Here is a 23,475-nt window from a genome sequence, read left to right as displayed (position 1 = left end):
TCTTTTCGATGGCAGGAGGTAGCAAACCCTTGCTTTTCAAGGGAATATTTGGTTGTTTTTTTTATTTAGAAATTTTTAGTAAATAAAAAAACGTCTTTTCAGAATAATATTTAGGGTTTTGCATTTGAAATTTGTTTTAGATTATTTAACATTGACGATTAAGAATTAACAACTAACCCAAAATTACTCTGCCTATGCACCTTATTACTTAGTATTTCCCTACTCTCACCTAGCATCATCCGATGCACTCAAACCTACAGGTTATTTAATTCGCAGGTCACACTCAGACCAGGTATAGTTGCAATAGAAGTCTGAAAATCAGAGTCTTTCCTATTGCTATTATTTTAAGAATAATCGCAAACGATTGCACAAACAATAAACGAACAAGTTTTTGAGATTAATCTTGTTACCCAATCTATCTACGTATATGAAAAAAGTTTACAAAATTCTAAGTGTGTGTCTCATGCTCTTAGTCCTATCCGCTGGTGCCGTCATGGCGCAAAAAACAGTCACGGGTACGGTTCTTGACGAGTACGGAGTAGGTTTGCCGGGTGTTTCTATCCTGGTAAAAGGTACTACTACCGGTACTGCCACAGACATTGACGGAAAGTACTCCCTCAATGTGCCCAATGACCAGGCAACCTTGGTCTTTTCTTTTATCGGCTATTCATCCATTGAGCAGGTGGTCGGTCCAAGAAGTATTATTGATGTAAGCATGAAGCCTGATGAGAGAACTCTCACAGAACTCATTGTAACGGGTTATTCCATTGACTCCAGAAGAGAAACCACCGGTGCGATTGCCACGGTCGATCCTAGAGATCTTCAGGTAATCCCTACCGGTAACGTGGAACAAACTCTCCAAGGTCGTGTATCCGGTGTGACCGTAATTACCAACGGTCAGCCAGGTACTTCTTCCATTATCCGTGTTCGGGGTTTCGGTGCCTTCGGTGGTAACGAACCTTTGTACATTGTGGATGGTCTTCCTACAGGTTCTACTGATTTCTTGAATCCGGATGATATCGAATCTACAACTGTATTGAAAGATGCGGCTGCAGCCTCTATCTACGGGGCCCGTGCTGCAAACGGAGTAATTGTTTACACCACCAAGAAAGGCTCCAGAAACAAAAAGCTTCGTGTGGATTACAATGGAATGTATGGAATTACTGATCCGGGTACTGGCTTGGATATGATGAACCCACAGGACTATGCTACCTACACCTGGTTGGCGGAGACCAATACTGCTAGAATTAACGGTGTTGCCCCAGCCTATGGACATCCTCAATTCGGTACAGGTTCATCTCCAGTGATGCCTTATTACCTGAGCTTAATCACCCGAGATCCGGCTACAGGAGCCTTAGGTGTGGCTTCAGGCCAACCTGGACCACTTTCTCAAGCTCAAATTGATCAGCAAAGAGAATGGTACAACATCGATCCTACCCGAGGCACAGTCCGTCAGTTGACTCGAGCCATGACCGGTGAAGGTACTGATTGGTATGCTGCCCTTACTAGAAATGCACCATTACATAGACATTCTTTGGGCTTCAACGGAGGTTCTGAGACTTCCCGATTCTTCGTCGGTGTAGGCCTTCAGGAGCAGGCGGGTATCATGATCGGAAACGACTTCAGAAGATATTCCTTGAGAGCTAACTCTGAGTTTGACGTGACCAAGAGAATCCGGATCGGACAAAACTTCCAGGCCACTTACCGTCAGGTATTGGGTCAGCAAGGGGGTACCGGAGGTCGAGGTGTATCCGATGACGAAAACGACATCCTTCAGGCCTTCCGTATGCCATCCATTATTCCTGTCTACGATGAGTTTGGTGGCTATGCAGGTACTGCATCTAGAGGATTTAACAACCCTAGAAACCCGGTAGCTAACAGAGAAGGTCAGTTGAACAACAGAAGCTTCAACGCCAACGCCTTTGGTAACTTGTATGGGGAGTGGGATATCATTGATGATTTGACTTTCAGAACCTCCATCGGCGGTCAATATGACAACTTCTACGGGGTTGGTTATACCCGATTGCAGTATGAAAACTCTGAAAACAACTCAGCGTTTGGGTACAATGAATTTGCAGGGTATTCCTTTGCATGGACTTTTACCAACACCTTGGCTTGGAAAAAGAAAATTGACAAGCATGCATTTGACGTCTTGTTAGGTCAGGAAGCTTTGAATACCGGTGCAGGTAGAAATATGAACGCGGTGGGTCAAAATCCATTCTCTCAGGACCCTGACTTCATTACCATCTCCAACTTGCCTGTAAGTACCCGTCAGGTTAACTCCAACCAATTCAAGGGAGTAAATTTCAACTCTTACTTCGGACAAGTAAAGTATACCTACAACGATAAATATCTGTTCAGTGCTGTAGTTCGTCGGGATGGTTCTTCCCGATTCGGTGAAAACTCCAGATATGGGGTGTTCCCTGCCTTCTCAGCAGCCTGGAGAATTTCTTCTGAATCCTTCCTTCAGGGTACCACTTGGATTGATGATTTGAAAATCCGAGGCGGCTGGGGTGAGATGGGTAACTCCAATAACGTAGACCCCAATAACCAATTCTCTTTGTTTGCTGGGAATATCAACGCTTCTTCCTATGATATCGGAGGTACCAACTCCAGTGCGATCATTGGATTCAGAAGATCCCGAATCGGTAACCCTAATGCAAGATGGGAGACTGCTGTTACTCAAAACATAGGTTTTGATGGTACTTTCTTCAATGGCCGATTGGATATTATCTTCGACTGGTGGAAAAAAGATACCAAAGACTTGCTCTTTACTGTGCCAATTCCATTGACTGCAGGTAGCAATGCTGCCCCTCCAGCGGTAAACATTGGTGAAATGTTGAACAGAGGTTTGGACCTTTTGGTAACTACACGAGGTAACTTCACTTCTGATTTGACTTATGAATTGACATTGACTGGATCTACTTTGAAGAACGAAATTGTTTCTCTTTCCCCAGGCTTGGACTTCATCACCACAGTAAACCCCTCCTACAGAGGCATTCAGCCCATCCGAAATGCAGTGGATCAGCCCCTTTCTTCTTTCTTCGGGTTTAATGTTTTAGGTCTTTTCAGAGATCAAGAGGATGTAGATAGACATGCAACTCAGGATGGTGCTGCTCCGGGCCGATTTAAGTTTGAAGATGTAAACGGCGACGGAGTGATTACTCCCGATGACCGGGTCTTCTTGGGTAATCCAGTTCCCGATTTCACAGGCGGTTTGACTTTCACTTTGGGTTACAAGGGTTTTGACCTATCTGCCTACCTTTACACTTCTATCGGAAATGAAATTTGGAATCAGTCCCGTTGGTTTACTGACTTCTTCCAGACATTCGAAGGTGCTGCTATCTCAGAGCGTTTGAAAAATGCCTGGACTCCGGAAAACTTGAATGCTGAAATTCCAGTGGTTGAAAGAACTGCGAACTTCTCTACTTCTGACGTTGCCAACTCATTCTATGTAGAAGATGGTTCTTACCTGAGATTGCAAAACCTGACCCTGGGTTACTCTGCACCAGCCAGCCTACTTCAGAAATTGAAGATGGAAAGAGCTAGAGTGTTTGCTTCTGTAAACAACCTGTTTACCATTACCGGCTATGAGGGATTGGATCCTGCAGTAGGTGGTGATGCGGATTTGACTTTTGGTATTGATGTAGGAAACTACCCAGTTACCAGAGGCTGGACATTTGGTTTAAATCTAAGCTTCTAAACCAAACCAATTATCAAGAATCGAGTTATAGACCATATAATAGATTAACAAAATGAACAATTTCAAATTAAAAATCGGCGCCTTACTAGCATCCACAGCGATGATGGTAGCAGTGAGTTGTAGCGATGATTTCCTGGAAGTACCACCGGTGGGACAGCTGTCTGAAGCACAGTTGACTTCTCTGGCGGGATTGGATGCGTCTTTGATCGCAGCCTATTCTCAGGTAAACGGTCGCGGAAACAGATTAGGGTCTCCTTCCAACTGGGTTTGGGGGAGTATTAGAGGGGGAGAGGCGAATAAAGGTACCGACCCTGGAGATTTTTCCACAATCAATCCTATTCAGCGGTTTGAAAATAACGCTGCAGGGGGAGAAATGGGATCTAAATACAACGTGTGTTATGAAGGGATTGCCCGTGCCAACAATGTCTTGAGACTGTTGGAAAAGCGTCAATCTGATGTGACAGACAATGACGTAATCAGGTTAAGTGCACAGGCGAGATTTCTGAGAGCACACTTCTACTTTGAGTTGGCCAGAGACTATAATAGAACACCCTATGTGGATGAAACTGTAGACTATGGTTCAGGTTTGGAAGAGGTGAAAAATGACAAAGATCTCTGGCCTTTCATCATCGCAGATTTTGAATATGCGATTGCCAATCTTCCAAGTACTCAGCCCCAAGTGGGCCGGGTAAATCAATGGGCTGCTAAGGCTTATTTGGGTAAAGTATTTATGTACACCAAAGAATACAGCAGAGCCAAAGCTTTGTTTGACGATGTGATTGCCAATGGGGTAACCTCCAATGGGCTGAAGTATGACTTGGTACCCTACTATGACGATGCTTTCCGTGCTGCCAATGACAATCATGAAGAATCAGTATGGGCTTACCAGTCTGCAGCCAATACGGGTGCGGTACAAAATGCAAACCCAGAGTTTGACTTGAATTTCCCCTACAATACCGGTCCTGCTGGTCCTGGTAACTGCTGCGGATTCTTCCAGCCAAGCTTTACTTTCGTCAATGCGTTCCGAACTAGAAATGGACTCCCTCTTTTGGATAAGTCCTTCAACAGTCCGGCTAACGAGGTGAAAAATGATATGGGATTAGCTTCTGATCAGCCATTTACTCCAGATTCTGGAACACTTGACCCAAGATTGGATCACACCGTGGGAAGGAGAGGCATTCCTTATTTGGATTGGCAAGACCATCCAGGTCAGGCTTGGATCAGAAACCAGCCTAACGGAGGACCATACTCTCCAAGGAAATATGTGTATGCTAGATCCGAGCAAGGTTCTTTCCAAGACAATTCTTCTTGGACACCAGGTTACACAGGGATCAACTTCATGATCATCCGTTTTGCAGATGTTCTTCTTTTGGCTGCAGAAGCTGAAATCGAAGTGGGCAATTTGGAAACTGCCAGAACTTATGTGAACAGAGTAAGAACAAGAGCGATCAACTCCAAATTGATGAGAGAAGATGGCACCATGGCGGCCAACTATGACATCAAAATTTATGACTCTCCTTGGACAGATGCCAATATCGCCAGAGAAGCGGTGAGAATGGAACGATTGCTTGAATTGGGTATGGAAGGTCACAGATTCTATGATCTTCAGAGATGGGGCACTGCCGAGGCAGAGTTGAACAATATCTACTTCCCTTATGATGGAGCTAAGCTTCCTGCTGCTTTGGGTAATGGCGCACGATATACTGAGAAGTTTAAGTGGGTGCCTATCCCTCAGGATCAGATTGATCTTCAGCCGGGAATTCTGATTCAGAATCCTGGATTCTAATCTTAATCAGCTAAATACTTTAAAAGAGAAGGCCAAAAGCCTTCTCTTTTTTTGTCCCTTTTGTTTGATGATTTCTTTATTTCCATGTTGGAAATGGGTATTTTTCCTTTCCCTAAGCACCCAATGAAATTTATGAAATTCAATTACCCTCTTTCCATTCTCTTGGTATCGGTCTTGTTTTTTTCCTGTAAAAAAGAGGACAAACTTTTTGTCTTAAAGCCCTCGGATGAGACTGGAATTACATTCAATAATCAAATAACTGAGTCGGACAGCTTCAATATTCTGACTGACGAGTATATTTTCAACGGGGGAGGAGTCGCTATAGCGGATTTTGATCGGGATGGTTTGCCGGACTTGTTTTTTACCGGGAATCAGGTTCCCAATCGACTTTATTTGAATAAAGGCGAACTTCAGTTTGAGGACATTTCAGAAAGTGCCGGGATCATGGCTTCCGAAAAATGGTGCACAGGAGTCACCGTGGTAGATATCAATACGGATGGGTGGCCGGACCTCTATGTGTCTGCTGCCATGCTTAAAGGACCCGGGGAAAGAAATAATCTGCTTTTTGTCAATCAGGGAAAAAATGAAAAGGGAGAAGTCACCTTCTTGGAAATGGCAGAGTCCTATGGTATCGCTGATCCTGGTAACGGAATGGGGGCTGCCTTTTTGGATTATGATTTGGATGGGGATTTGGATCTCTATGTACTCAATAACGAACAAGTCACTGCTAAACCTACCAATTTTAAAGAAAAGGTAACCGATGGTTCTGCCGTTAACAACGACGCCTTTTACAGAAACAATGGAGATGGAACATTTACTAATGTCACGCTGGAAGCAGGCATTACCATTGAGGGTTTTGGATTGGGGATTGCCATCGCGGATATGAACAATGATGGCTGGCCTGATATCCATATCAGCAACGATTACATCACCAATGACATTCTTTACATCAATAATCGGAATGGGTCTTTTTCCAATCAGACCAAAGACCGATTGCGCCACCAAAGCCAGTTTTCCATGGGTTCGGATATTTCTGATTTCAACAATGACGGCTTGCCTGACTTGATTACCATAGATATGTTGGGAGAGGACAATTACCGAAAGAAAACTACCATCGGTAAGAATGTATATCAGACTTATATCAATAACGAACAATGGGGTTACGAATACCAATATGTCCGGAACATGCTTCATCTGAACAATGGGGCCGACTTGCCCATGAGTGAAATCGGGTTGATGGCAGGTGTCTATCAGACAGATTGGTCCTGGGCTCCGCTTTTTGTAGATGTGGATAATGACGGATTCAGGGATTTATTGATTACCAATGGGTTTCCAAGAGATATCACTGATAAGGACTTTGCCAATTATCGGGCTGATGTGGGGAGTGTCGCCACAGTAAGACAGCTTTTGGATTCTATTCCCATTGTGAAAATCCCCAATTACTCCTACCGTAACCTGGGTGATTTAACTTTTGAAGACAGCGGAGAAGAATGGGGGCTAAATATTCCTTCATTTTCCAACGGGGCTATTTTTGCTGACTTGGATTTGGACGGGGACTTGGATTATGTGGTGAACAATATCAATGACCCTGCCTTTGTTTTTGAAAATAGGTTGAATCAAAATACTCCTGCTCCCAATTTTTTGAGGATTAAGCTTAAAGGCCCTGCCCTTAATCCGGATGGTTTGGGCGCTAAAGTTTTACTTTCAGTTAATGATTCACTTCAGCTTTTTCAAGAAGCCCAAGTAGCTCGTGGGTATATGTCTTCAGTGGAAAATATTCTCCATTTTGGTTTGGGTAAATCATCTTCAGTTAATGAAATCCGAGTGGTATGGCTGGATGGAAAAGAAAGTAAGCTGGCAGGGGTAACCGTAAACCAAGTTTTGGAAATCAGCTATGAAAATGCCTCGATAGGTACCAATTCCTTCGCAATTATGGATTGGGGTGAAGAAAAAACGGTCTTCGAAGAGGTCTCTGATGAGCTTGGAATCAGCCTTATCCATCAGGAAGAGGACAAAATTGATTTTAATATTCAGCGGACTCTGCCCCACAAACTCTCTCAGTTTGGACCGGCTTTGGCTGTTGGAGATTTGAACGGCGACGGGTTGGAGGATTTGATTGTCGGCTCTTCCTCGGGAAATGCGCCAATGTGGTATGCACAAAATGCTTCCGGTACTTTTACGGAAAACCCCTTGATTCCGGGCGAGGACGCTACCTATGAAGAAGCGGCTATTCTTGCTTTTGATGTGGAAAATGATGGGGATTTGGACCTATATCTTGTTAGTGGAAGTGCGGAGTTTCCGCCTAATTCGGTCTACTACGAGGATAGACTGCTTCTCAATGACGGAAAAGGAAATTTCACTTTGGATAGAAACTTCTCCGGAATCAAAGGAAATGGAAGCACCGTAAAAGGAGCGGATTTTGATGGGGATGGGTTTGTCGATCTTTTTGTAGGGGGACGAACTCCAGTAGCCCAGTTTCCTTATCCTGAACAAAGCTATTTGCTCCATAATCAGGGCGGGACTTTGGTGGATGTGACCCTGGAAAAAATTCCTGAAATCCGGAATTTGGGAATGATTACGGATGCTGCATGGACAGATATCGACGGAGATGGTCAGTTGGACTTGGTGGTAGTAGGGGAACTGATGGCGATTACGGTTTTCAAGAATTCCGGAGGCAATTTTCAAAAGCTGACCCAAACCGGGCTGGAAAATCATCTGGGTTGGTGGAATGTAATCCAAACGGCCGATTTGGATGGAGACGGGGATATGGATTGGGTAGTAGGAAATCTAGGAGCGAACAATCACCATCACCCCTCGGCCGAACGTCCTGTGAAGGTCTATGCCAAAGACTTTGATTCCAATGGCAGTGTGGATCCGGTGGTCTTTTCTTATTACAAAGATAAAATCGGTGGAGGGTACAATTCTTTCCCCAGCCATTTTTGGGATGACCTGAATGGGCAAAGCACGCTATTCAGAAGGAAATTCGAGCGATACAAGTATTTTGCTCTGAGTACGGAGCAGTCCCTTTTCACCGAAGAGGAGAAAAAAGATGCGCTAATCCTGACTGGAAACTACGATCGCACCGTGTGGGTAGAAAATCTTGGAGGTGGGAAATTCCAAGTTCATGAATTGCCCACGCTAGCCCAATTGGCGCCGGTATATGGCATTGCCACTGAAGATGTAAATGGGGATGGTCACTTGGATATCCTGCTTACAGGAAATGATTATGGAAATGAAATATTCATCGGGAGATTGGATGCTTCTTTGGGATTGATGCTTTTGGGAGATGGAAAAGGAGGTTTTACAGCAGTCAAGGCAAAAGATAGCGGTTTTGTAGTCCCCGGAGATGCCAAAGGGCTAGTTAAGCTTCAAGGAGCGAATGGTCAATCCCTTTTTGCGGCAGCTCAAAACAGGGGAAAACTGCTCGTTTTCCAAAAGTCAAATCCTTAATCCTCTCACCTGTGTGCTGAGCGGATGGGATTGAGAAAGCTTAGCGATAAAGCTCTCCAGGTCTTGCCGAACAGATATCCAAAATCAAATCCGCTACTTTGTCGGTCACATCGTCAAAGTAGCGCTTTCCTTTTTCAGGTGTCGCCTTTTTTGGGTTTCCTATACCAGTGTCTGCGGTTACTTGGGACCATTTTCTTTCAGACCAAGCCCATTTTTCCCGGACTCCCCGGATGACTGATTTTTTTTCTGCCCCGTCGCCAGCTTCATTCAAAGGAAGCACTAATTCGGGGTGAAGATACTGAATCAAGGCCGTCTCCATTTCGTCGGCATGGTCTCCGGATTCCTCAAAATATTGGCTTTTGTCCAAGGCCTGAAACCAATTGCAGGTAAACAGCATCATCTCCGGAAACTGCAAGCCCAATTCCCTCAGCATGGGCTGGAAATTATTCCCCCCATGGCTGTTCAGAATCAGGAATTTGTTGATTTCCTGACGGTTCAGTGTTTCCAAAATATCCTTAAGAATAATTAGCTGTGTACTTGGGAAGATATTCATGTCGAGGTAGATGTCTGCCTGACCCGTATTGACCCCAAATGGGATGGTGGGTAGAATGACCACCTTTGCCCCTTGTTCCCAGGCCTTTCTTCCACTCTCCGCGCCAATTGCGTCGGCTTCGTAGACATCAGTTCCGTAGGGCATATGAAAGTTGTGGGCTTCTGTAGCTCCCCAAGGAAGCACGGCCATTTCGTAGCGAACGTGCTGAAGGTCTTTCCAATTGGCTTCTTTGAGTAGATAGGGTCTCATACTTATTTTGGGATTTGTGGAAAAGGAAGGAAATCTTTCTTTCAAAAATGATAATTTGAAAGCTGATTTCTAAAATAAGATTCATGTCCCAAAGAAGAAAGTTTATCAAGCAAAGCCTGATGGGTTCTGCTCTTTTTTTACCTGGAGTAGCTTCGGCCTGCGCCCAGACCGCCGAGAAAAGTCCAAATTCGGGAGAAAAACCTCTTATCCTTTCCACCTGGAATCACGGGATCCCTGCCAATGCCGATGCATGGGCGAAGCTGAAGGAAGGAGGGAGTATTCTCGATGCCGTAGAGGCAGGAGTGAGAAATACCGAGCTGGATATGGATAATCTTACCGTGGGCCTTCAGGGGCTTCCGGATCGAGAGGGAATTACCACGCTGGATGCTTCGATCATGACAGGTGACGGTTCCTGTGGCTCGGTGGCCTTTGTCAGACAAATCAAACATCCGATCTCTCTTGCCCGTGCGGTGATGGAAAAGACCCCTCATGTGATGCTTGCAGGGGAAGGCGCAAGGCAATTTGCCATTGCCCAGGGCTTTCCTTTGGAAAAAGAAGAACTAAGCCCCAAAGCCAAAGTGGCCTACGAAGAATGGAAAAAGACCAGCCAGTATAAGCCAATCATCAACATCGAAAATCACGATACCATCGGGATGATCGGAATCGATGCAGGAGGTAAGTTGGCAGGAAGCTGTACCACGAGTGGCCTTGCTTATAAGATGCACGGACGGGTAGGGGACAGTCCCATCATCGGAGCGGGGCTGTATGTAGATGATGAAGTCGGTGCAGCTACCGCCACCGGATTGGGAGAAACCATCATTCGGGTTTGTGGCAGCTTTTTGATTGTGGAATTGATGCGACAAGGTAGAACTCCCCAAGAAGCTTGCGAAGAAGCTGTGAGGCGTCTTGTGGCAAAAAATAAGGAGGGGGATGGTATTCAGGCCGGTTTTTTAGCTATCAATAAATATGGAGAGGTGGGTGCTTATGCGATTCGTCCCGGTTTCAACTATGCCCGTGCGACAGAGTCCGGAAATGTATTGATAGACGCGGCAAGCTATTATTCATCATGAACAAAATCCTACTAGAAGCCCCTGTATTTAATCTCCATGGAGCGCTTGAGGCAGCGCTAAAAGGGATTGACCGGTTGGAGTTGTGTTCCAATTTTCCTGAGGGAGGAGAAACTCCCAGCGCAGGAATGCTTCGCTTCGTCAAAAGTGAGGTGGATGTTCCTGTTTTTGTCATGATTCGTCCCAGAGGCGGTGATTTCGTTTATTCTCATAAGGAATTGTTGGTCATGAAACAGGATATTCAGCTTTTGGGAGATTTGGGTGCAGATGGATTTGTTTTTGGGGTCTTGGATGAGCAGGGCAAAGTCCATGAAGCAGCCTGTGAAACCCTGCTGAGGGCCGCAAATGGCAAGCCCTGTACTTTTCATCGGGCCTTCGATGCTTCTTTGGATTTATTTGATGCTCTGGAAAAAATCATTGCCTTGGGCTTTCAGAGAATTCTTACGTCAGGAGGTAAGAATACCTTGACGGAAGGGCTTCAGCAGGTCGTTTCTCTGCTCAATCTAGCCGGAGAAAGAATAATCATCCTTCCCGGAGGAGGAACCAAACCTGAACATGTTCCTTCGTTGAAGGCAACCGGATTTTTGAAGGAAGTGCATGCTTCTTGCAAGCTGGAGCAAGCTACAGGCAATCAATATCTTACCCCGGGACTTTCCTTTTCTTCCGCACCTTTGGATTATGGTAAGCAGTGGGGAGTCAGTCAGGAACTGGTTCGGGCATTTCATGGAGTACTGTAGATTTTGAAAATCATGAAGAGAAGTTGGGTAGTAGGTGTCTTGGTGTTGTTTTCAGCCTGTGGTCAGATCGGAGAGCGAAAGCAGCCTCCTCCTTCGCTTTATGAACTTGCCCAAAGTGATCTGAATCTTTCCGGGGAGCAGTTGGCCAAAGGCTATTGCGGGAGCTGTCATTTGATGCCCGATCCTGATATCTTGGACCAAAAAACTTGGGCTCGGGTACTTCCCGATATGCGAAAGCGATTGGGCTTGTATTTGGAGGAAGATTTTGGAACTCCACTGCCTCAGGATGAGGGAGTGCCGGAAGGGATTTATTCCAATCAGCCATTGATTTCAAGAGAGAATTGGGTCAAAATTGAGGAATTTTACCTTCAGACTGCTCCGGAGGGCCCGCTCCCTCAAGCTGAGAAGGCAGAACCCAAATCGGGGATTCCCGGGTTTAAGCTGGAGATTCCTGAGTTTGATTTTATTCGTCCCAGTTTGGTGACCATGCTGCAAATCCATCCCGAAACGGGAAATTTGTGGTTGGGGCATCGCTTCCGTGCTTTGTTTGAACTGAATTCTTCTCAAGGATTTTCACAGGTAGATTCCATTCCTACCGCCGTGGCACCGGTGGAGATCCGCTGGAAGGATTCTTCCAACTTCCAGCTGCTGAGTATGGGGCTAATGGACCCGGCGAATGATTCCTTGGGAAACTGGTCAGATTTTTCCAGACAAGGGGCATCTTGGAAAGCTACTCCTGTTTTCGATCAGCTGATTCGGCCGGTTCATATTTCAATTGACGATTGGAATGGGGATGGGAGAGAGGACTATGCGGTTTGCCACTTTGGGAATCACCTCGGTAAGTTTTCTCTTTATCTCAGTCAGCCAGAAGGGCATCAAGAGGTGATTCTTAAAAAAGACCCGGGTGCTAGGCGCTCCATATCCACAGATTGGGATGGTGACGGGGATTTGGATCTGTTGGTCTTGATGACTCAGGCCAAGGAGTCTGTGCTTTTATTTGAAAATCAGGGTCAGGGATCTTTCCGTGAAAAAAGGCTTTTGGAATTCCACCCGGCCTTTGGTTCGAGTGATTTCCGTTGGGTGGATATGGATGGAGATGGGCTCAGAGATCTTGTTTTGGTAAATGGAGATAATGCAGATCAGTCCCAAATTTTGAAGAATTATCATGGGGTAAGAATCTTTAAGAATACTGGTAAAGGCAGCTTTGAAGAATCCTGGTTTTACCCTCTCCACGGGGCAAGTGGGCTGGAAGTTGGAGACTTTGACCAAGATGGAAAAATGGATCTCTTTGTGATTGCTTTTTTTCCGGATTCCAATCAAAAACCCAGACAGGATTTGGTTTATTTTCATCAGGAAAATGATGGTTTTCAGCCCTATGTATTGGCCCCGTCTCCGGATATGCATTGGTTGACACTCACTCAAGGAGATTTGGATGGAGATGGGGATCAGGATTTGGTCGTGGGGGCTTTCGATTTTAATGAGCTCTATCAGGCACCAAAAGGCAATTGGAGACCTTTTGTAATCTTGAAAAACCAGCTAAAGCCTTGATTATGCTTGGACTAGCTTTTTGACAGGCAAAGTGCATTTTACTAAGATTTTATTCTTAAAGTTTGAAAGATGTTTGGGATTGTCAAAATATAATTTTGCTAAATTGGTATTTTTAATCAATAATATTTTTTTCTTTCTAAAAATAGGGTTGATTAATTTTATTTTTTGGCTAAAATCAGTATCTTATTATTCTTTCACATAATTATTTTATCATGGTAAAAAGTTTTCAAGGGGTGAGGATGGTAGAGTCCAAGACCCCCGCACAGCCGATTTTAGTCAAAGATCACATGAGTACCAATTTGGTCACTTTTCGGCCGGAGGATACGATAGATCAGGTTATGGAGATTTTGACCAAGAGAAAAATTTCCGGTGCTCCGGTGGTGGACGAATCTGGTGGTTTGGTGGGAATTATTTCCGAGGTAGACTGCCTTCGTGAAATTATAAAAGGCAAATACACGAATACAGTTCGGTTTCCTGCACAAGTGAAGGACCTGATGACCAAAGAAGTCATGACTTTGAGTCCGGATATCAGCTTGTTCGATGCTGCGCAGAAATTTTTGGATTATCAGATAAGGAGGTTCCCTGTCCTCAGAGAAGGGCGGTTGGTAGGTCAAATCAGTTTGAGTGATGTGGTCAGAGCATTTCCAAAATTGAAGCATACCACGTGGTAATAATTTCTTTTCATTGAAATAATCAGGAGTTAAAAAAGTATGATTGGGGCTGTCTCATAAATCGTATCGTTGTCAGCCTGAGCAATTGAGAGACGAGAGTCTCGAAATCGAAGGTCGTTTCCAGTTATCTGGAACACATTTCGACTTCGCTACCAATTTCGACTTCGCTACCAATTGCGGGTTGATATTAAAGGCAGGAAATTTAGTCAGTCCGAGCACCTTTCCGACGAGAGTCGGGAAGTACGAGGACCTTTCGACTCCGCTCAAGGTGACAGTGATACTACTAAAAGGCGAATGACCCGTCATTTCCTTTTTGTATGTTTATCGAATATTTAAGACTCAATGTGAAAAACTCTACTTTCGAGACAGCCTCTTTTTTTATTTCAGATTGGCCTTGAAAAAGGCGATGGTTTTATCCCAAGCCTGTTTGGCAGCAGTTTCATCGTACCGGGGAGTGGTATTGTTGTGAAACCCATGGTTCACCCCAGGATAATTGATCATCACGTATTTCTTTCCATTGGCTTTAAGGGCTGCTTCGTAAGCTTCCCAGCCGGCATTCACCCGGGTGTCCAATTCGGCGTAAATCACCAATAGAGGAGCTTGGATTTTGGGGACATCTTCCGTGGCAGGCTGACCTCCGTAGAAGGGCACTGCAGCCTTCAAACTTGGGATTCGTACAGCCATCATATTCGAAATCCAACCTCCGAAACAGAATCCGACAACGCCCACGTTTCCGTCACAGTCAGGATGGTTTTTCAGGTAATCGTAGGCAGCAATGAAGTCCTCCAGCATTTCATCTCTATTGCGTTGAGATTGTAGTGCTCTTCCATCATCGTCATTACCGGGATATCCGCCAAGTGGGGTCAGGGCGTCAGGGGCAATGGAAATAAATCCATCCACTGCGCATCTTCTTCCCACATCTTCGATATAGGGGTTGAGTCCCCTGTTTTCATGAACTACCACAATCCCGGGAAATTTCCCACTTCCTGCCGGTTTGGATAGTAATCCTTTGATTTGTCCTCCTCCCTTTGGAGAGTCGTACAAGACGTAGTCTGAGCTTTGCAGCCTTTCGTCCGTTGGTTCTACAGTTCGGGTGTTGATGTAATCGGGCATCATCGAACTCATGAGTGCAGTGACAGTAATTCCACCTACTGCATAGGCAGACAGCTTTTCCACGAAAGTCCTCCGGTCCAGCTTATTGTGACAATAGTAGTCATACAGATCAAATGCCTCCTGAGGAATGTCTTCTTTTTTCAGCTTATCCATGGTTGAGATTGGTCAGGTCAGCCTAAAAGGTATAAGAAATCGAGGGGAAAAGGGCAAGAAAAGATTTGGAAATGCAAGATAAGGGGACGATCGGCAAGAAAAAGTTGCCGTCAAAAAAGTAAGTATGTTCCTGAAAACAGAAAGGCCTAAGGTCTGTATTTCATTTGCAGCCCCATCAGAAAATTTCTCAGAATTTGATCCTTGCATTCCCGATATTGAGGCTGGGAAGGGTTTCTGAAAAATGCACTGAGCTCATGCTTGCTAATGCGGAACCCTCTGAGCCCAAACAACTCCAGCATGTCTTCATCCCGCAGGGTAAGTGCTATCTTTAGTTTTCTAAGGATAAGGTTATTGTTCAGTTTTTTTTCGGGTTCGGGTGCAGAATCTCCCTCCTTTTTTCCTCGCTTTAGGATGATGAATCCGTTAAGAAAAGCTGCCAAATCCACATCGTAAATTGATTTGAATTCTTCGTCTTCCTCTTTTTTGAGCCAATTGCTGACCTGAGAACGGTCTACCTGAATACCCCCGTTTGCAAAAATTTCCATCATGACAAAATCATTCAGATCAAAAGTATATCTCAGGATTTTTAGGATGTCGTTATTTTTCATAGTCACAATTCGTACTCAAATATGGGGAAAAAGCCGGAAACAGTGAGGATTCTACTGCTTGGCCTTGATTTCAACTTGTGCCGGGAAGCCAGGCATTGAAGCAAGGAGGGGATCTCAGAAAAGAAAAAAACAGGAGGGAAACCCTAAATTGATTTTTTGCTTATCTTCAAATCAATCATTGCCTATGGAAACCAATTTCTTTCACAAAGAGCCAAAGGATAAAGCAGGAAGAGAACGGCAGACCTTTTATCGGGTAGCTTTCCAAAACTCCAGCAACCTTCTTCAAATCGCAGACAATAAGGCTAATATCATTATCAGCATCAATGCCTTAGTTCTTTCTTCCATGATCGCCCTCATTAGTTATGGCTCAATCTCCTCCCAAGTGGAGATCGACAATTTACTGGTCCTTTTCCCCATTTTGATTTTTCTGGGGATTATAATTATCTCAACTGTATTGGCGGTGCAGGTCGCCAAGCCAAAGATTTTAGGGAAACCCAAAAATCCGGGGGAAAAGCCTTCCTTCAGTGTGCTTTTTTTCGGCACCACTGAATATTACAATCTGGAAGAATACCTGGAAAAAACCCATCAGGTTTTGCAAGGCAAAAACGACATCATGGATCAGATGTCTGTCTCTCTTTATTACCAGGGGAAAATACTAAGCCGAAAATACCGATTACTCAATAGGGCCTACAGTGTGTTTATCGTGGGAATGGGATTTGGCGTGTTTGTTTTTTTCTGGATTCTCTACATCTGAATTCCGGTAGGGAATTCTATTTTCTTCATTTAGATTAATCCCCTTTTGCCTCTTCAAACAAAAGTGGAGCTTGGGCGTTGAATTTTAGTAAGCTGAGTTTTGTCAGCCTTTCGAAGGGCGATTCATTTTATCTAACTGATTCTCACAGAAAATACCCTTCTATTTGAAATCAAGGCCTATTTTGGAAATTGAGAGGAACAGGATTAATAGAAGAGTCATAGTTTTTATCTATCGAAAAAAAAATTAAATACGGATAGTTTTCATTAATTTCGTCATCTAAGTAATCACTAAATCAATTTATACTATGGATACACATCACAACAATGGAGGAGACATCTCCAAGTGTCCTTTCCACAACGGGACAATGACTGCGGCAGCAGGAAAAGGCCAGCAAAATGTGGATTGGTGGCCCAATCAATTGAATGTCAACATTCTTAGGCAACATTCTTCTCTCTCTGATCCAATGGACGAAGGGTTTGATTATGCCAAGGAATTCCAAACTTTGGATCTCAAAGAGGTAAAGGCAGACATTGAAAAAGTGCTGACTACTTCTCAGGAATGGTGGCCTGCTGATTATGGCCATTATGGTCCATTTATGATACGAATGGCTTGGCACAGCGCTGGGACATATCGGGTACAGGATGGTCGTGGTGGTGCCGGAACAGGTACTTTGCGATTTGCGCCACTGAATTCTTGGCCTGATAATGCCAACTTGGACAAAGCTCGGCTTTTGCTTTGGCCGGTAAAGCAGAAATACGGAAAGAAAATTTCTTGGGCAGACTTGATGATCCTTACCGGAAATGTGGCTCTGGAATCTATGGGCTTTGAGACCTTTGGATTTGCCGGAGGCCGAAAGGATGTATGGGAATCTGAAAAGGATGTATACTGGGGATCAGAAAAAGAATGGAAGGCTCACAGAAGTCCTGAGGCTTTGGAAAACCCCCTAGGGGCTACTGAAATGGGTTTGATCTATGTCAATCCAGAAGGCCCTAACAATGTTCCCGATCCTCTCTTGGCAGCCCATGCTATCCGGGAGACTTTTGGACGAATGGCAATGAATGACTACGAAACAGTAGCTCTAATTGCAGGTGGACACACTTTCGGAAAAACTCATGGTGCAGCAGATCCAGGGAAATACGTGAGTGCTGAGCCTGCAGGTGCTTCTATTGAAGAGATGAGTACCGGCTGGAACAGCAGCTATGGCAAAGGTAATGCAGAAGACACCATCACCTCTGGTATCGAGGGGGCCTGGACTTCGACTCCTGCCAAGTGGGGCCATGACTACTTCAAGTTTCTTTTCGAGCACGAGTGGGAATTGACTAAGAGTCCTGCAGGAGCCCATCAGTGGGTGGCTAAAAATTCCGAGGCCATCATTCCTGATGCGCATATCCCAGGCAAATTTCATAAGCCATTTATGCTGACTACGGATTTGTCCTTAAGATTTGATCCGGAGTATGAAAAAGTATCCAGAAGATTTTATGAAAACCCGGATGAGTTTGCCGATGCTTTTGCCAGAGCTTGGTTCAAATTGACTCACCGGGATATGGGGCCAAAATCCAGATATTTAGGACCTGAAGTACCTGCCGAAGACTTGATTTGGCAGGATCCTGTTCCTGCTGTGAACCATCCTCTTGCAGATGAGAAAGACATTGCCGGCCTAAAAGCCAATATTTTGGCTTCCGGTCTGACAGTTTCAGAATTGGTCTCTACCGCCTGGGCTTCTGCTTCTACTTTCAGAGGTTCTGACTTCCGAGGTGGAGCCAATGGAGGTCGACTCCGATTGGAGCCGCAAAAAAGCTGGGAGGTAAATAATCCTACCCAGTTGAACAAAGTCTTGGGAGTGTTGGAAAGCATTCAGGAGGAATTCAACTCCACTGCCGGTGGAGGCAAGAAAATCTCCATGGCTGACCTGATTGTTTTGGGAGGCTGTGCAGGGGTCGAAAAGGCGGCCAAAGACGCGGGATTTGACCTAAGCGTACCCTTCACCCCGGGAAGAACAGATGCTGCACAGGATGACACAGAAGTGGATTCTTTCGAGTGGCTGAAGCCTTGGGCTGACGCATTCCGTAATTACATGAGTGCTGAATCCAGTGTGAAAGCTGAGGAAGCATTGATTGACAAAGCACAGCTGCTCACCTTGACTGCTCCGGAAATGACCGTGCTACTGGGTGGTATGCGCGTATTGGGAACTAACTGGGATGGCGGAAAGCATGGAGTATTGACTTCTACCCCGGGCAAGCTGACCAATGATTTCTTTGTCAATATTCTGGACATGAGCACCACTTGGAGAGCTACTTCTGACAAGCAGAATGTATTTGTAGGAAGTGACAGAAAAACCGGCGAACCAAAATGGACAGGAACCCGGGCGGATTTGATCTTCGGTTCCAACTCTGAGCTGAGAGCCTATGCAGAAGTATATGCCTGCGAAGATGGCAAAGCTAAGTTTGCCAAGGATTTCATCAAAGCTTGGACTAAAGTGATGAATCTGGATCGATTTGATTCTTAATTACATGATTATAAAAATAAAGAGCGACTCTAATTTTTGAGTCGCTTTTTTTATGCCTTTTCAGGCTAAGAGGTAAATATTCAATAGGAATGGCCGCTTTCTTTCCAGTAACCAAATTATCTTATGTTCACCTCGACTTCACTTGGAGAGCGTTATGGTGCAAAATAGGGGTGGGGATGAAAATGCGGCATAGCCGTGTTTTCATCCCTACCAGAGTTAACCGCAAATCCGGAGGCCGAGCGAGAGTTGGTGAGCATAGTCGATCCAAGTCGAGGCCATTTTGAATTGCTGCCAGGATAGCGGATAATCGCACTATTTAAAATTACTCCTACCTGCGCCCATAGATCAGCCTGCATTCTAAGGATAATCACTAGGACTATCCGCTAGTACACCTTGGTCCATAATTCCTTTGGAGGAGTGGGCGGAAGACCGAAGCCGGCAAAAATTGAACCTCAAAAGAGAAATTGTTCAAGGAGTATGGCCAACAGTGAAGAAATTGGATGATTCTAAATGTGTATTTGCATGTTTGCACGTTATCAATTTAAATTAGGTTTTGAGGTTCCAAATAGGCGGATTCACTCTTTCCAAAAGGGGGCTAGGGAGGATTTTTCATAAAGAAAAATTTGCAACTTGAGACCTACGTGCAATGTTCCGGATACACCTATAATCCTATCATCTCCCATGTCTTTTATGATCCGATTTTTTTAAAAGCCGACCAACTCCCACCTTTTCATTCTCAGGGGCTAGGTTGATTTTAGAATTTCCTCCACCGCGGCAAATCCGGATTGACAAGCTCCGTGGACCGTGGAATGATTTTTTCCGCCTAAAGCTTCCCCTGCGAAATAAATCCTTTTTTGAACGGGCGTTTTTAATACCTCGGTAATTCGTTTTTGAGACCCGTCATAGGTATAGGAATAAGCACCTTGGACAAAGGGCTCCCTGCTCCAGTTTTGAATGAGGTGTTTTTCATAGTGTTGACTTGCTTTTCCTTCAAAGACGGCATCCAATTCTTTCAAAATGAGTTGAATCAAATCGTTTTCCGAGGGGGAGGAGACGTAGGGAACTGCCTCTTGGTTGATGGCTAGTAGGCCCAGTACACAGGCTGAGGTGTCTTTTCCAAAAGAAGCATTGTAGAAAAACTTGTTTTCGTTTGCAATTGCTTTCAGGATCGGTCCAAAAAACAGTAAATCCGGGTAAAAAGACTCTTTGAATTTGATGAAGACCTTGATGCCATCTCCCATATAAATCTGTTCCAGAGCCGCTTTGGTATCATCGGGCAAGGGAGGAATAAACCGAATGCTATTATTTTGAAGGCACTTTACCGAACAAGTTAAAATCACCTTATCTGCCGAAAATGTGCTTCCGTCCCGGGTCAGAATTTCTACTGAATCTTCGGCATAGTTGATTTGTTCTACCGGCTTCCCAAGCACAACATGTTCCCGGATATCAGGGTAGATTTGCGTCTCAAAAAAAGAGAACCAAGTACTGCTTTTGAATTTCCACTCAGCATAAAAATGTTTTAAAAGATGGTGGGATTTAAGCTTTTTATTATTCCAGGCTTGGATCGTCTGAGGGGAATAATCCATGACTCCCCAGGATCCTTCCTCCTCTTTTTTAAGGAGAAGTTCATTCAGAACCTTAGGATCGGTATGGATCCATTCTGCACCCAAGTCTATAGGGTAATCTGCCCAATCCGCAGCCTGCTTGATTCGGCCACCTATTCGATTGGATGCTTCCAGAATAGTAAAATCAATCCCCATGGACTTGAGCAGCAAAGCAGCGGCCATCCCTGAGGCACCCGCTCCAATTATCAGGATTTTCCTTGGCGGTTTAGAATGGGGGATATTTTTGTCATTTTCACTTTCCGGAAGTGCTTCCCAGCTCCAAGTCGAAAGCAGCGGTATTCCCAACCCCATCTGCATGCAAGTCTTTAAAAATGCTTTCCGATTCATAATATGCCATTAATGATATTTAACGGTAGATGCTTACTGTACCGGTTGCGTTGTATTAGGTTGACAGATCCGGTGAATTTTTAACATTTCTTAAGTCCCCGCCTTGCTAGAGAGCAAGGATGGCCCAGAGACAAATCGGAGATGAATGATCACCGGCTAGAGGACTAGACGATCCGGGAGTAAATGAGCAGTAGGAAGCTGGGATTTATTCTCCTTTTGCTCCTATTGGGATTCTCAGGAAAAAGTTCAAAGAGGAGTTTTTTGAAATTTGGCTATCTGATTTGGCGATATCGACCAAGCCTTGATAGTAGAGAATTCCCACACTCATGCTTTTCAGGTCTTCTTTGAGCTTGTACCCTAATCCTCCCACCAGTCCGGCATCAAGTCGGCTTAATTGATCTCCTACTTCGGTTTTGAATTCCAAGTCTCCCTCATTTCTTTCTACTTCAAAAATATCAAAGGCCTTGGACCGAAGGCCGGCTTGAATGCCACCCTCCAGAAGCCAGCGTTTTTGGATCCGCTGTTGCCACATGATAGGCACATAGAAATAGTTGATTTTTTTAGTCAAAGAGCCTTCCTCAAAAATCCCGTCAAATGCAGGATCATCCAATGAGTAGGTAGGCATTCCTTTGGCACCCACATTGGATTTGACCAAGACTCCTGTACTGATAAAGGAGTTTTCCTTCATGCGGATATGAAAGTAAAAACCCAAATTGAAGTTGTTCAATCCTTCAGCAGAGGTGATTCCACTCAGATAGGACCGGTTCATACCGCCAGTTAAGCCAAACTCCACTTTTTCGGAATTGAGCGCATCTCCGAAGATAAGGGAGATCAAAACTTGGGATTGGGCGCAAAAGGGCATGCAGAAAACCGCAAGGCAAAAAGTCCACTTGGGAAGAATTCTATTCATGGTTGTCTCGGTATGGGTCGATAGGATGAAAGTTTGTTGAAGCTTATAGCCCAAACCGGTACTGGATGCCAGCCATAATTTGCTCTCTGCTTCCCAAAAAGCCGTATTCAAAACGTGCCATTAGGTGCTTGTTGAATTGATACTGTCCACCCACGATGAAATTCCAACGGTCTGCAGGCCGTTTTTGCATAGAATATTGCACAGTTGAGCTTTCGATGGTGCTTACAGCCCCATCCGCAGCGACCAGGAAGTTACTGGCACGCTCGAGAATACTATTGGCGCTTTGGTATTTCGCTTTATTGATGGGATTGTTTTGCTCTAAAGGGCTAAGTCCGTTCCACCAAGCGTCGACTTGATTTTGGGCATTTTCTACCCTTTGGAAGCCTTCTTCAATTCTTCCTCCCAAAGTACCGGGAGGGATGACTTCAGACATGGCAATGGATCCCCGGGTGTCTGAATTCAGAGAAACTCTAAATCCACCCACCCAAAGAGCAAGGGATTTCTCAGGTTTTTTCAGTTGAAAATTTTTCCCGAATCGGGGTCCAAATACAAAGGAACGGGCAGGTTTGGAAAGTTGGGGTACGTCAATCCAGGCTATATTAAGATCCAAGGCCATAAAGCCTCCGCCGACACCTATGGTTGGGGTCATTCCTATTCCAAAAGAAGAAGCATCAAATTCAACAAGTGATTGGGCAGTGGTAATTTGTACGAATTCATTGGACCCGTTAGGAACCCATACTCCAAATCCGATATCCGTCGATGCGCTGGACTTGCCGAGGATAGCATAGATGTTCAAGAATGGAAACAACCAGATATCCGGCCTGACCGTGATCGCTGAGGCAGTCGATATGGCACGATCAAACCTCACCACTTCGTCCAGGTCAAACATTCTGCCATCATTGAAACCTACCATGAGGTCTTCGATGATAAAATCCGACCGCTGTCCAAAATACTGCACACTGATTCCCGCTGAATAGGGTAAGGAATAGCCCAGTTGGGTGGCTTTGTCTCCCCAAATCGGAAGAGCATAAGGATAATCTGCTGTTTTCAGGCTGTCAATTAGGTCCAGTTTTTTCTTGCCAACTTCTTTGTTGGTAAAAACCTGGCTAAATCCCTTAAAGGTGACAAGAATCAGAAAAACCAGTGGGACAAGAAAAACCGATCTTTTCATCATTTACATTGAATAAAACTCTACTCAATCAAATGAAAAAATAGCTAGTATCAAAGGGTATTTGTTTCCTATTCAGAAAATTGTGAAAACCCAATAAGCCAAGGGATTAAGATCAGTCGAGTATGGGAAAAAACTCCTTCAAGATTTAAGTAGGATCAGTTCCAATCGTGCCAGCTGAGAAAATCCACCTTGGAAAATTTGCGGATAATCGTCCAAGATTGACCGGCAACCCACTTGGCAGGAGTGCGCTTTAGATGAATACCTAAATTTGGTTTTTTCACCGGTAATAAATCAGGCACGCCTAGTAAAGAATGGAAAATCAAATAGTTTAAAAAAAGAGAACCAGATGAAAATAGATATACCTATCCGTATGATTACCAGTAACCAAATTCCAGGAATATTCCCCTCGACTTCACTCGAAGACCCTAAGATATTTTTTAGTTGAGGAGCTGTGGAAATTGATGCGCCGCCTCAATTTCCACAGCTCCAATCATTACCCCCTATCCAGAGGCCGATCGAGGCTTGGTGAGCTTTTTCGAACCGA

Annotated in this window: 15 protein-coding genes; 9 read left to right on the top strand and 6 right to left on the bottom strand. The window is 44.7% G+C overall.

Going from position 1 to position 23,475, the window contains the following annotated elements; all coding sequences use genetic code 11:
- Positions 1-427 precede the first annotated feature (427 nt).
- The 3 genes from AAA943_RS18010 (at position 428) to AAA943_RS18000 (ending at position 8,939) form a co-directional block, all read left to right on the top strand.
- Positions 428-3,703 (top strand): SusC/RagA family TonB-linked outer membrane protein, encoded by a 3,276-nt coding sequence (locus AAA943_RS18010; RefSeq protein WP_338225685.1) that lies wholly within the window; start codon positions 428-430, stop codon positions 3,701-3,703.
- A 52-nt stretch (positions 3,704-3,755) separates the two neighbouring features.
- Positions 3,756-5,489 (top strand): RagB/SusD family nutrient uptake outer membrane protein, encoded by a 1,734-nt coding sequence (locus tag AAA943_RS18005; RefSeq protein ID WP_338225684.1) that lies wholly within the window; start codon positions 3,756-3,758, stop codon positions 5,487-5,489.
- A 132-nt stretch (positions 5,490-5,621) separates the two neighbouring features.
- Positions 5,622-8,939 carry a VCBS repeat-containing protein gene (locus tag AAA943_RS18000; protein WP_338225683.1) on the top strand — a complete coding sequence of 1,106 codons (3,318 nt, stop codon included), beginning with the start codon at positions 5,622-5,624 and terminating at the stop codon, positions 8,937-8,939.
- A gap of 40 nt (positions 8,940-8,979) precedes the next feature.
- On the opposite strand, the gene AAA943_RS17995 is transcribed toward AAA943_RS18000, so the two are convergent.
- Positions 8,980-9,741 (bottom strand): creatininase family protein, encoded by a 762-nt coding sequence (locus AAA943_RS17995; protein ID WP_338225682.1) that lies wholly within the window; start codon positions 9,739-9,741, stop codon positions 8,980-8,982.
- An 83-nt stretch (positions 9,742-9,824) separates the two neighbouring features.
- Between AAA943_RS17995 and AAA943_RS17990 the strand changes: the two genes are divergently transcribed.
- The 4 genes from AAA943_RS17990 (at position 9,825) to AAA943_RS17975 (ending at position 13,764) form a co-directional block, all read left to right on the top strand.
- A complete protein-coding gene (locus AAA943_RS17990) occupies positions 9,825-10,811 on the top strand; it encodes an isoaspartyl peptidase/L-asparaginase family protein (protein WP_338225681.1) in 987 nt (328 codons plus the stop codon).
- Entirely contained in the window at positions 10,808-11,545 is a 738-nt protein-coding gene (locus tag AAA943_RS17985) for a copper homeostasis protein CutC (RefSeq protein ID WP_338225680.1), read from the top strand. Before AAA943_RS17990 ends, AAA943_RS17985 begins: the two co-directional genes overlap by 4 nt.
- 12 nt (positions 11,546-11,557) lie before the next feature.
- The gene (locus AAA943_RS17980) at positions 11,558-13,093 is read left to right on the top strand and encodes an FG-GAP repeat domain-containing protein (RefSeq protein WP_338225679.1); all 1,536 of its coding nucleotides are present in this window, start codon (positions 11,558-11,560) and stop codon (positions 13,091-13,093) included.
- A 212-nt stretch (positions 13,094-13,305) separates the two neighbouring features.
- Positions 13,306-13,764 (top strand): CBS domain-containing protein, encoded by a 459-nt coding sequence (locus AAA943_RS17975; protein WP_338225678.1) that lies wholly within the window; start codon positions 13,306-13,308, stop codon positions 13,762-13,764.
- A gap of 378 nt (positions 13,765-14,142) precedes the next feature.
- Here AAA943_RS17975 and AAA943_RS17970 read toward each other — a convergent pair whose 3' ends face one another.
- On the bottom strand, positions 14,143-15,030 hold the full coding sequence (locus AAA943_RS17970) for a dienelactone hydrolase family protein (protein WP_338225677.1): 888 nt from the start codon (positions 15,028-15,030) through the stop codon (positions 14,143-14,145).
- Between the two features lie 146 nt (positions 15,031-15,176).
- The gene (locus AAA943_RS17965; protein ID WP_338225676.1) at positions 15,177-15,638 is read right to left on the bottom strand and encodes a YehS family protein; all 462 of its coding nucleotides are present in this window, start codon (positions 15,636-15,638) and stop codon (positions 15,177-15,179) included.
- A 184-nt stretch (positions 15,639-15,822) separates the two neighbouring features.
- Here AAA943_RS17965 and AAA943_RS17960 point away from each other — a divergent pair, with 184 nt between their 5' ends.
- Both AAA943_RS17960 and katG read left to right on the top strand, forming a co-directional pair.
- The gene (locus tag AAA943_RS17960; protein ID WP_338225675.1) at positions 15,823-16,392 is read left to right on the top strand and encodes a Pycsar system effector family protein; all 570 of its coding nucleotides are present in this window, start codon (positions 15,823-15,825) and stop codon (positions 16,390-16,392) included.
- A 304-nt stretch (positions 16,393-16,696) separates the two neighbouring features.
- On the top strand, positions 16,697-18,898 hold the full coding sequence (gene katG, locus AAA943_RS17955) for a catalase/peroxidase HPI (protein WP_338225674.1): 2,202 nt from the start codon (positions 16,697-16,699) through the stop codon (positions 18,896-18,898).
- Positions 18,899-19,641: 743 nt separating this feature from the next.
- Here the strand turns inward: katG and AAA943_RS17950 are convergent.
- The 3 genes from AAA943_RS17950 to AAA943_RS17940 form a co-directional block, all read right to left on the bottom strand.
- Positions 19,642-20,850 (bottom strand): flavin monoamine oxidase family protein, encoded by a 1,209-nt coding sequence (locus AAA943_RS17950; RefSeq protein WP_338225673.1) that lies wholly within the window; start codon positions 20,848-20,850, stop codon positions 19,642-19,644.
- A 205-nt stretch (positions 20,851-21,055) separates the two neighbouring features.
- Positions 21,056-21,760 carry an outer membrane beta-barrel protein gene (locus AAA943_RS17945; RefSeq protein ID WP_338225672.1) on the bottom strand — a complete coding sequence of 235 codons (705 nt, stop codon included), beginning with the start codon at positions 21,758-21,760 and terminating at the stop codon, positions 21,056-21,058.
- Positions 21,761-21,803: 43 nt separating this feature from the next.
- The gene (locus AAA943_RS17940; RefSeq protein WP_338225671.1) at positions 21,804-22,934 is read right to left on the bottom strand and encodes a hypothetical protein; all 1,131 of its coding nucleotides are present in this window, start codon (positions 22,932-22,934) and stop codon (positions 21,804-21,806) included.
- Positions 22,935-23,475 lie beyond the last annotated feature (541 nt).

Origin of the sequence: Algoriphagus confluentis (assembly GCF_036245625.1) — a bacterium.
GTDB lineage: Bacteria > Bacteroidota > Bacteroidia > Cytophagales > Cyclobacteriaceae > Algoriphagus > Algoriphagus confluentis.
The sequence above is the reverse complement of the archived record's forward strand: the minus strand, read 5'-3'. Positions and strand labels throughout refer to the sequence as shown.

Excerpts from the sequence above, each read along its gene's own strand:
- AAA943_RS17970 (WP_338225677.1), bottom strand. The coding sequence starts at position 15,030 with ATGGATAAGCTGAAAAAAGAAGACATTCCTCAGGAGGCATTTGATCTG.
- AAA943_RS17965 (WP_338225676.1), bottom strand. The coding sequence starts at position 15,638 with ATGAAAAATAACGACATCCTAAAAATCCTGAGATATACTTTTGATCTG.
- AAA943_RS17950 (WP_338225673.1), bottom strand. The coding sequence starts at position 20,850 with ATGAATCGGAAAGCATTTTTAAAGACTTGCATGCAGATGGGGTTGGGA.
- AAA943_RS18000 (WP_338225683.1), top strand. The coding sequence starts at position 5,622 with ATGAAATTCAATTACCCTCTTTCCATTCTCTTGGTATCGGTCTTGTTT.
- AAA943_RS18010 (WP_338225685.1), top strand. The coding sequence starts at position 428 with ATGAAAAAAGTTTACAAAATTCTAAGTGTGTGTCTCATGCTCTTAGTC.
- AAA943_RS17995 (WP_338225682.1), bottom strand. The coding sequence starts at position 9,741 with ATGAGACCCTATCTACTCAAAGAAGCCAATTGGAAAGACCTTCAGCAC.
- AAA943_RS17980 (WP_338225679.1), top strand. The coding sequence starts at position 11,558 with ATGAAGAGAAGTTGGGTAGTAGGTGTCTTGGTGTTGTTTTCAGCCTGT.
- AAA943_RS17945 (WP_338225672.1), bottom strand. The coding sequence starts at position 21,760 with ATGAATAGAATTCTTCCCAAGTGGACTTTTTGCCTTGCGGTTTTCTGC.
- katG (WP_338225674.1), top strand. The coding sequence starts at position 16,697 with ATGGATACACATCACAACAATGGAGGAGACATCTCCAAGTGTCCTTTC.
- AAA943_RS17990 (WP_338225681.1), top strand. The coding sequence starts at position 9,825 with ATGTCCCAAAGAAGAAAGTTTATCAAGCAAAGCCTGATGGGTTCTGCT.
- AAA943_RS18005 (WP_338225684.1), top strand. The coding sequence starts at position 3,756 with ATGAACAATTTCAAATTAAAAATCGGCGCCTTACTAGCATCCACAGCG.
- AAA943_RS17985 (WP_338225680.1), top strand. The coding sequence starts at position 10,808 with ATGAACAAAATCCTACTAGAAGCCCCTGTATTTAATCTCCATGGAGCG.
- AAA943_RS17940 (WP_338225671.1), bottom strand. The coding sequence starts at position 22,934 with ATGATGAAAAGATCGGTTTTTCTTGTCCCACTGGTTTTTCTGATTCTT.
- AAA943_RS17975 (WP_338225678.1), top strand. The coding sequence starts at position 13,306 with ATGGTAAAAAGTTTTCAAGGGGTGAGGATGGTAGAGTCCAAGACCCCC.
- AAA943_RS17960 (WP_338225675.1), top strand. The coding sequence starts at position 15,823 with ATGGAAACCAATTTCTTTCACAAAGAGCCAAAGGATAAAGCAGGAAGA.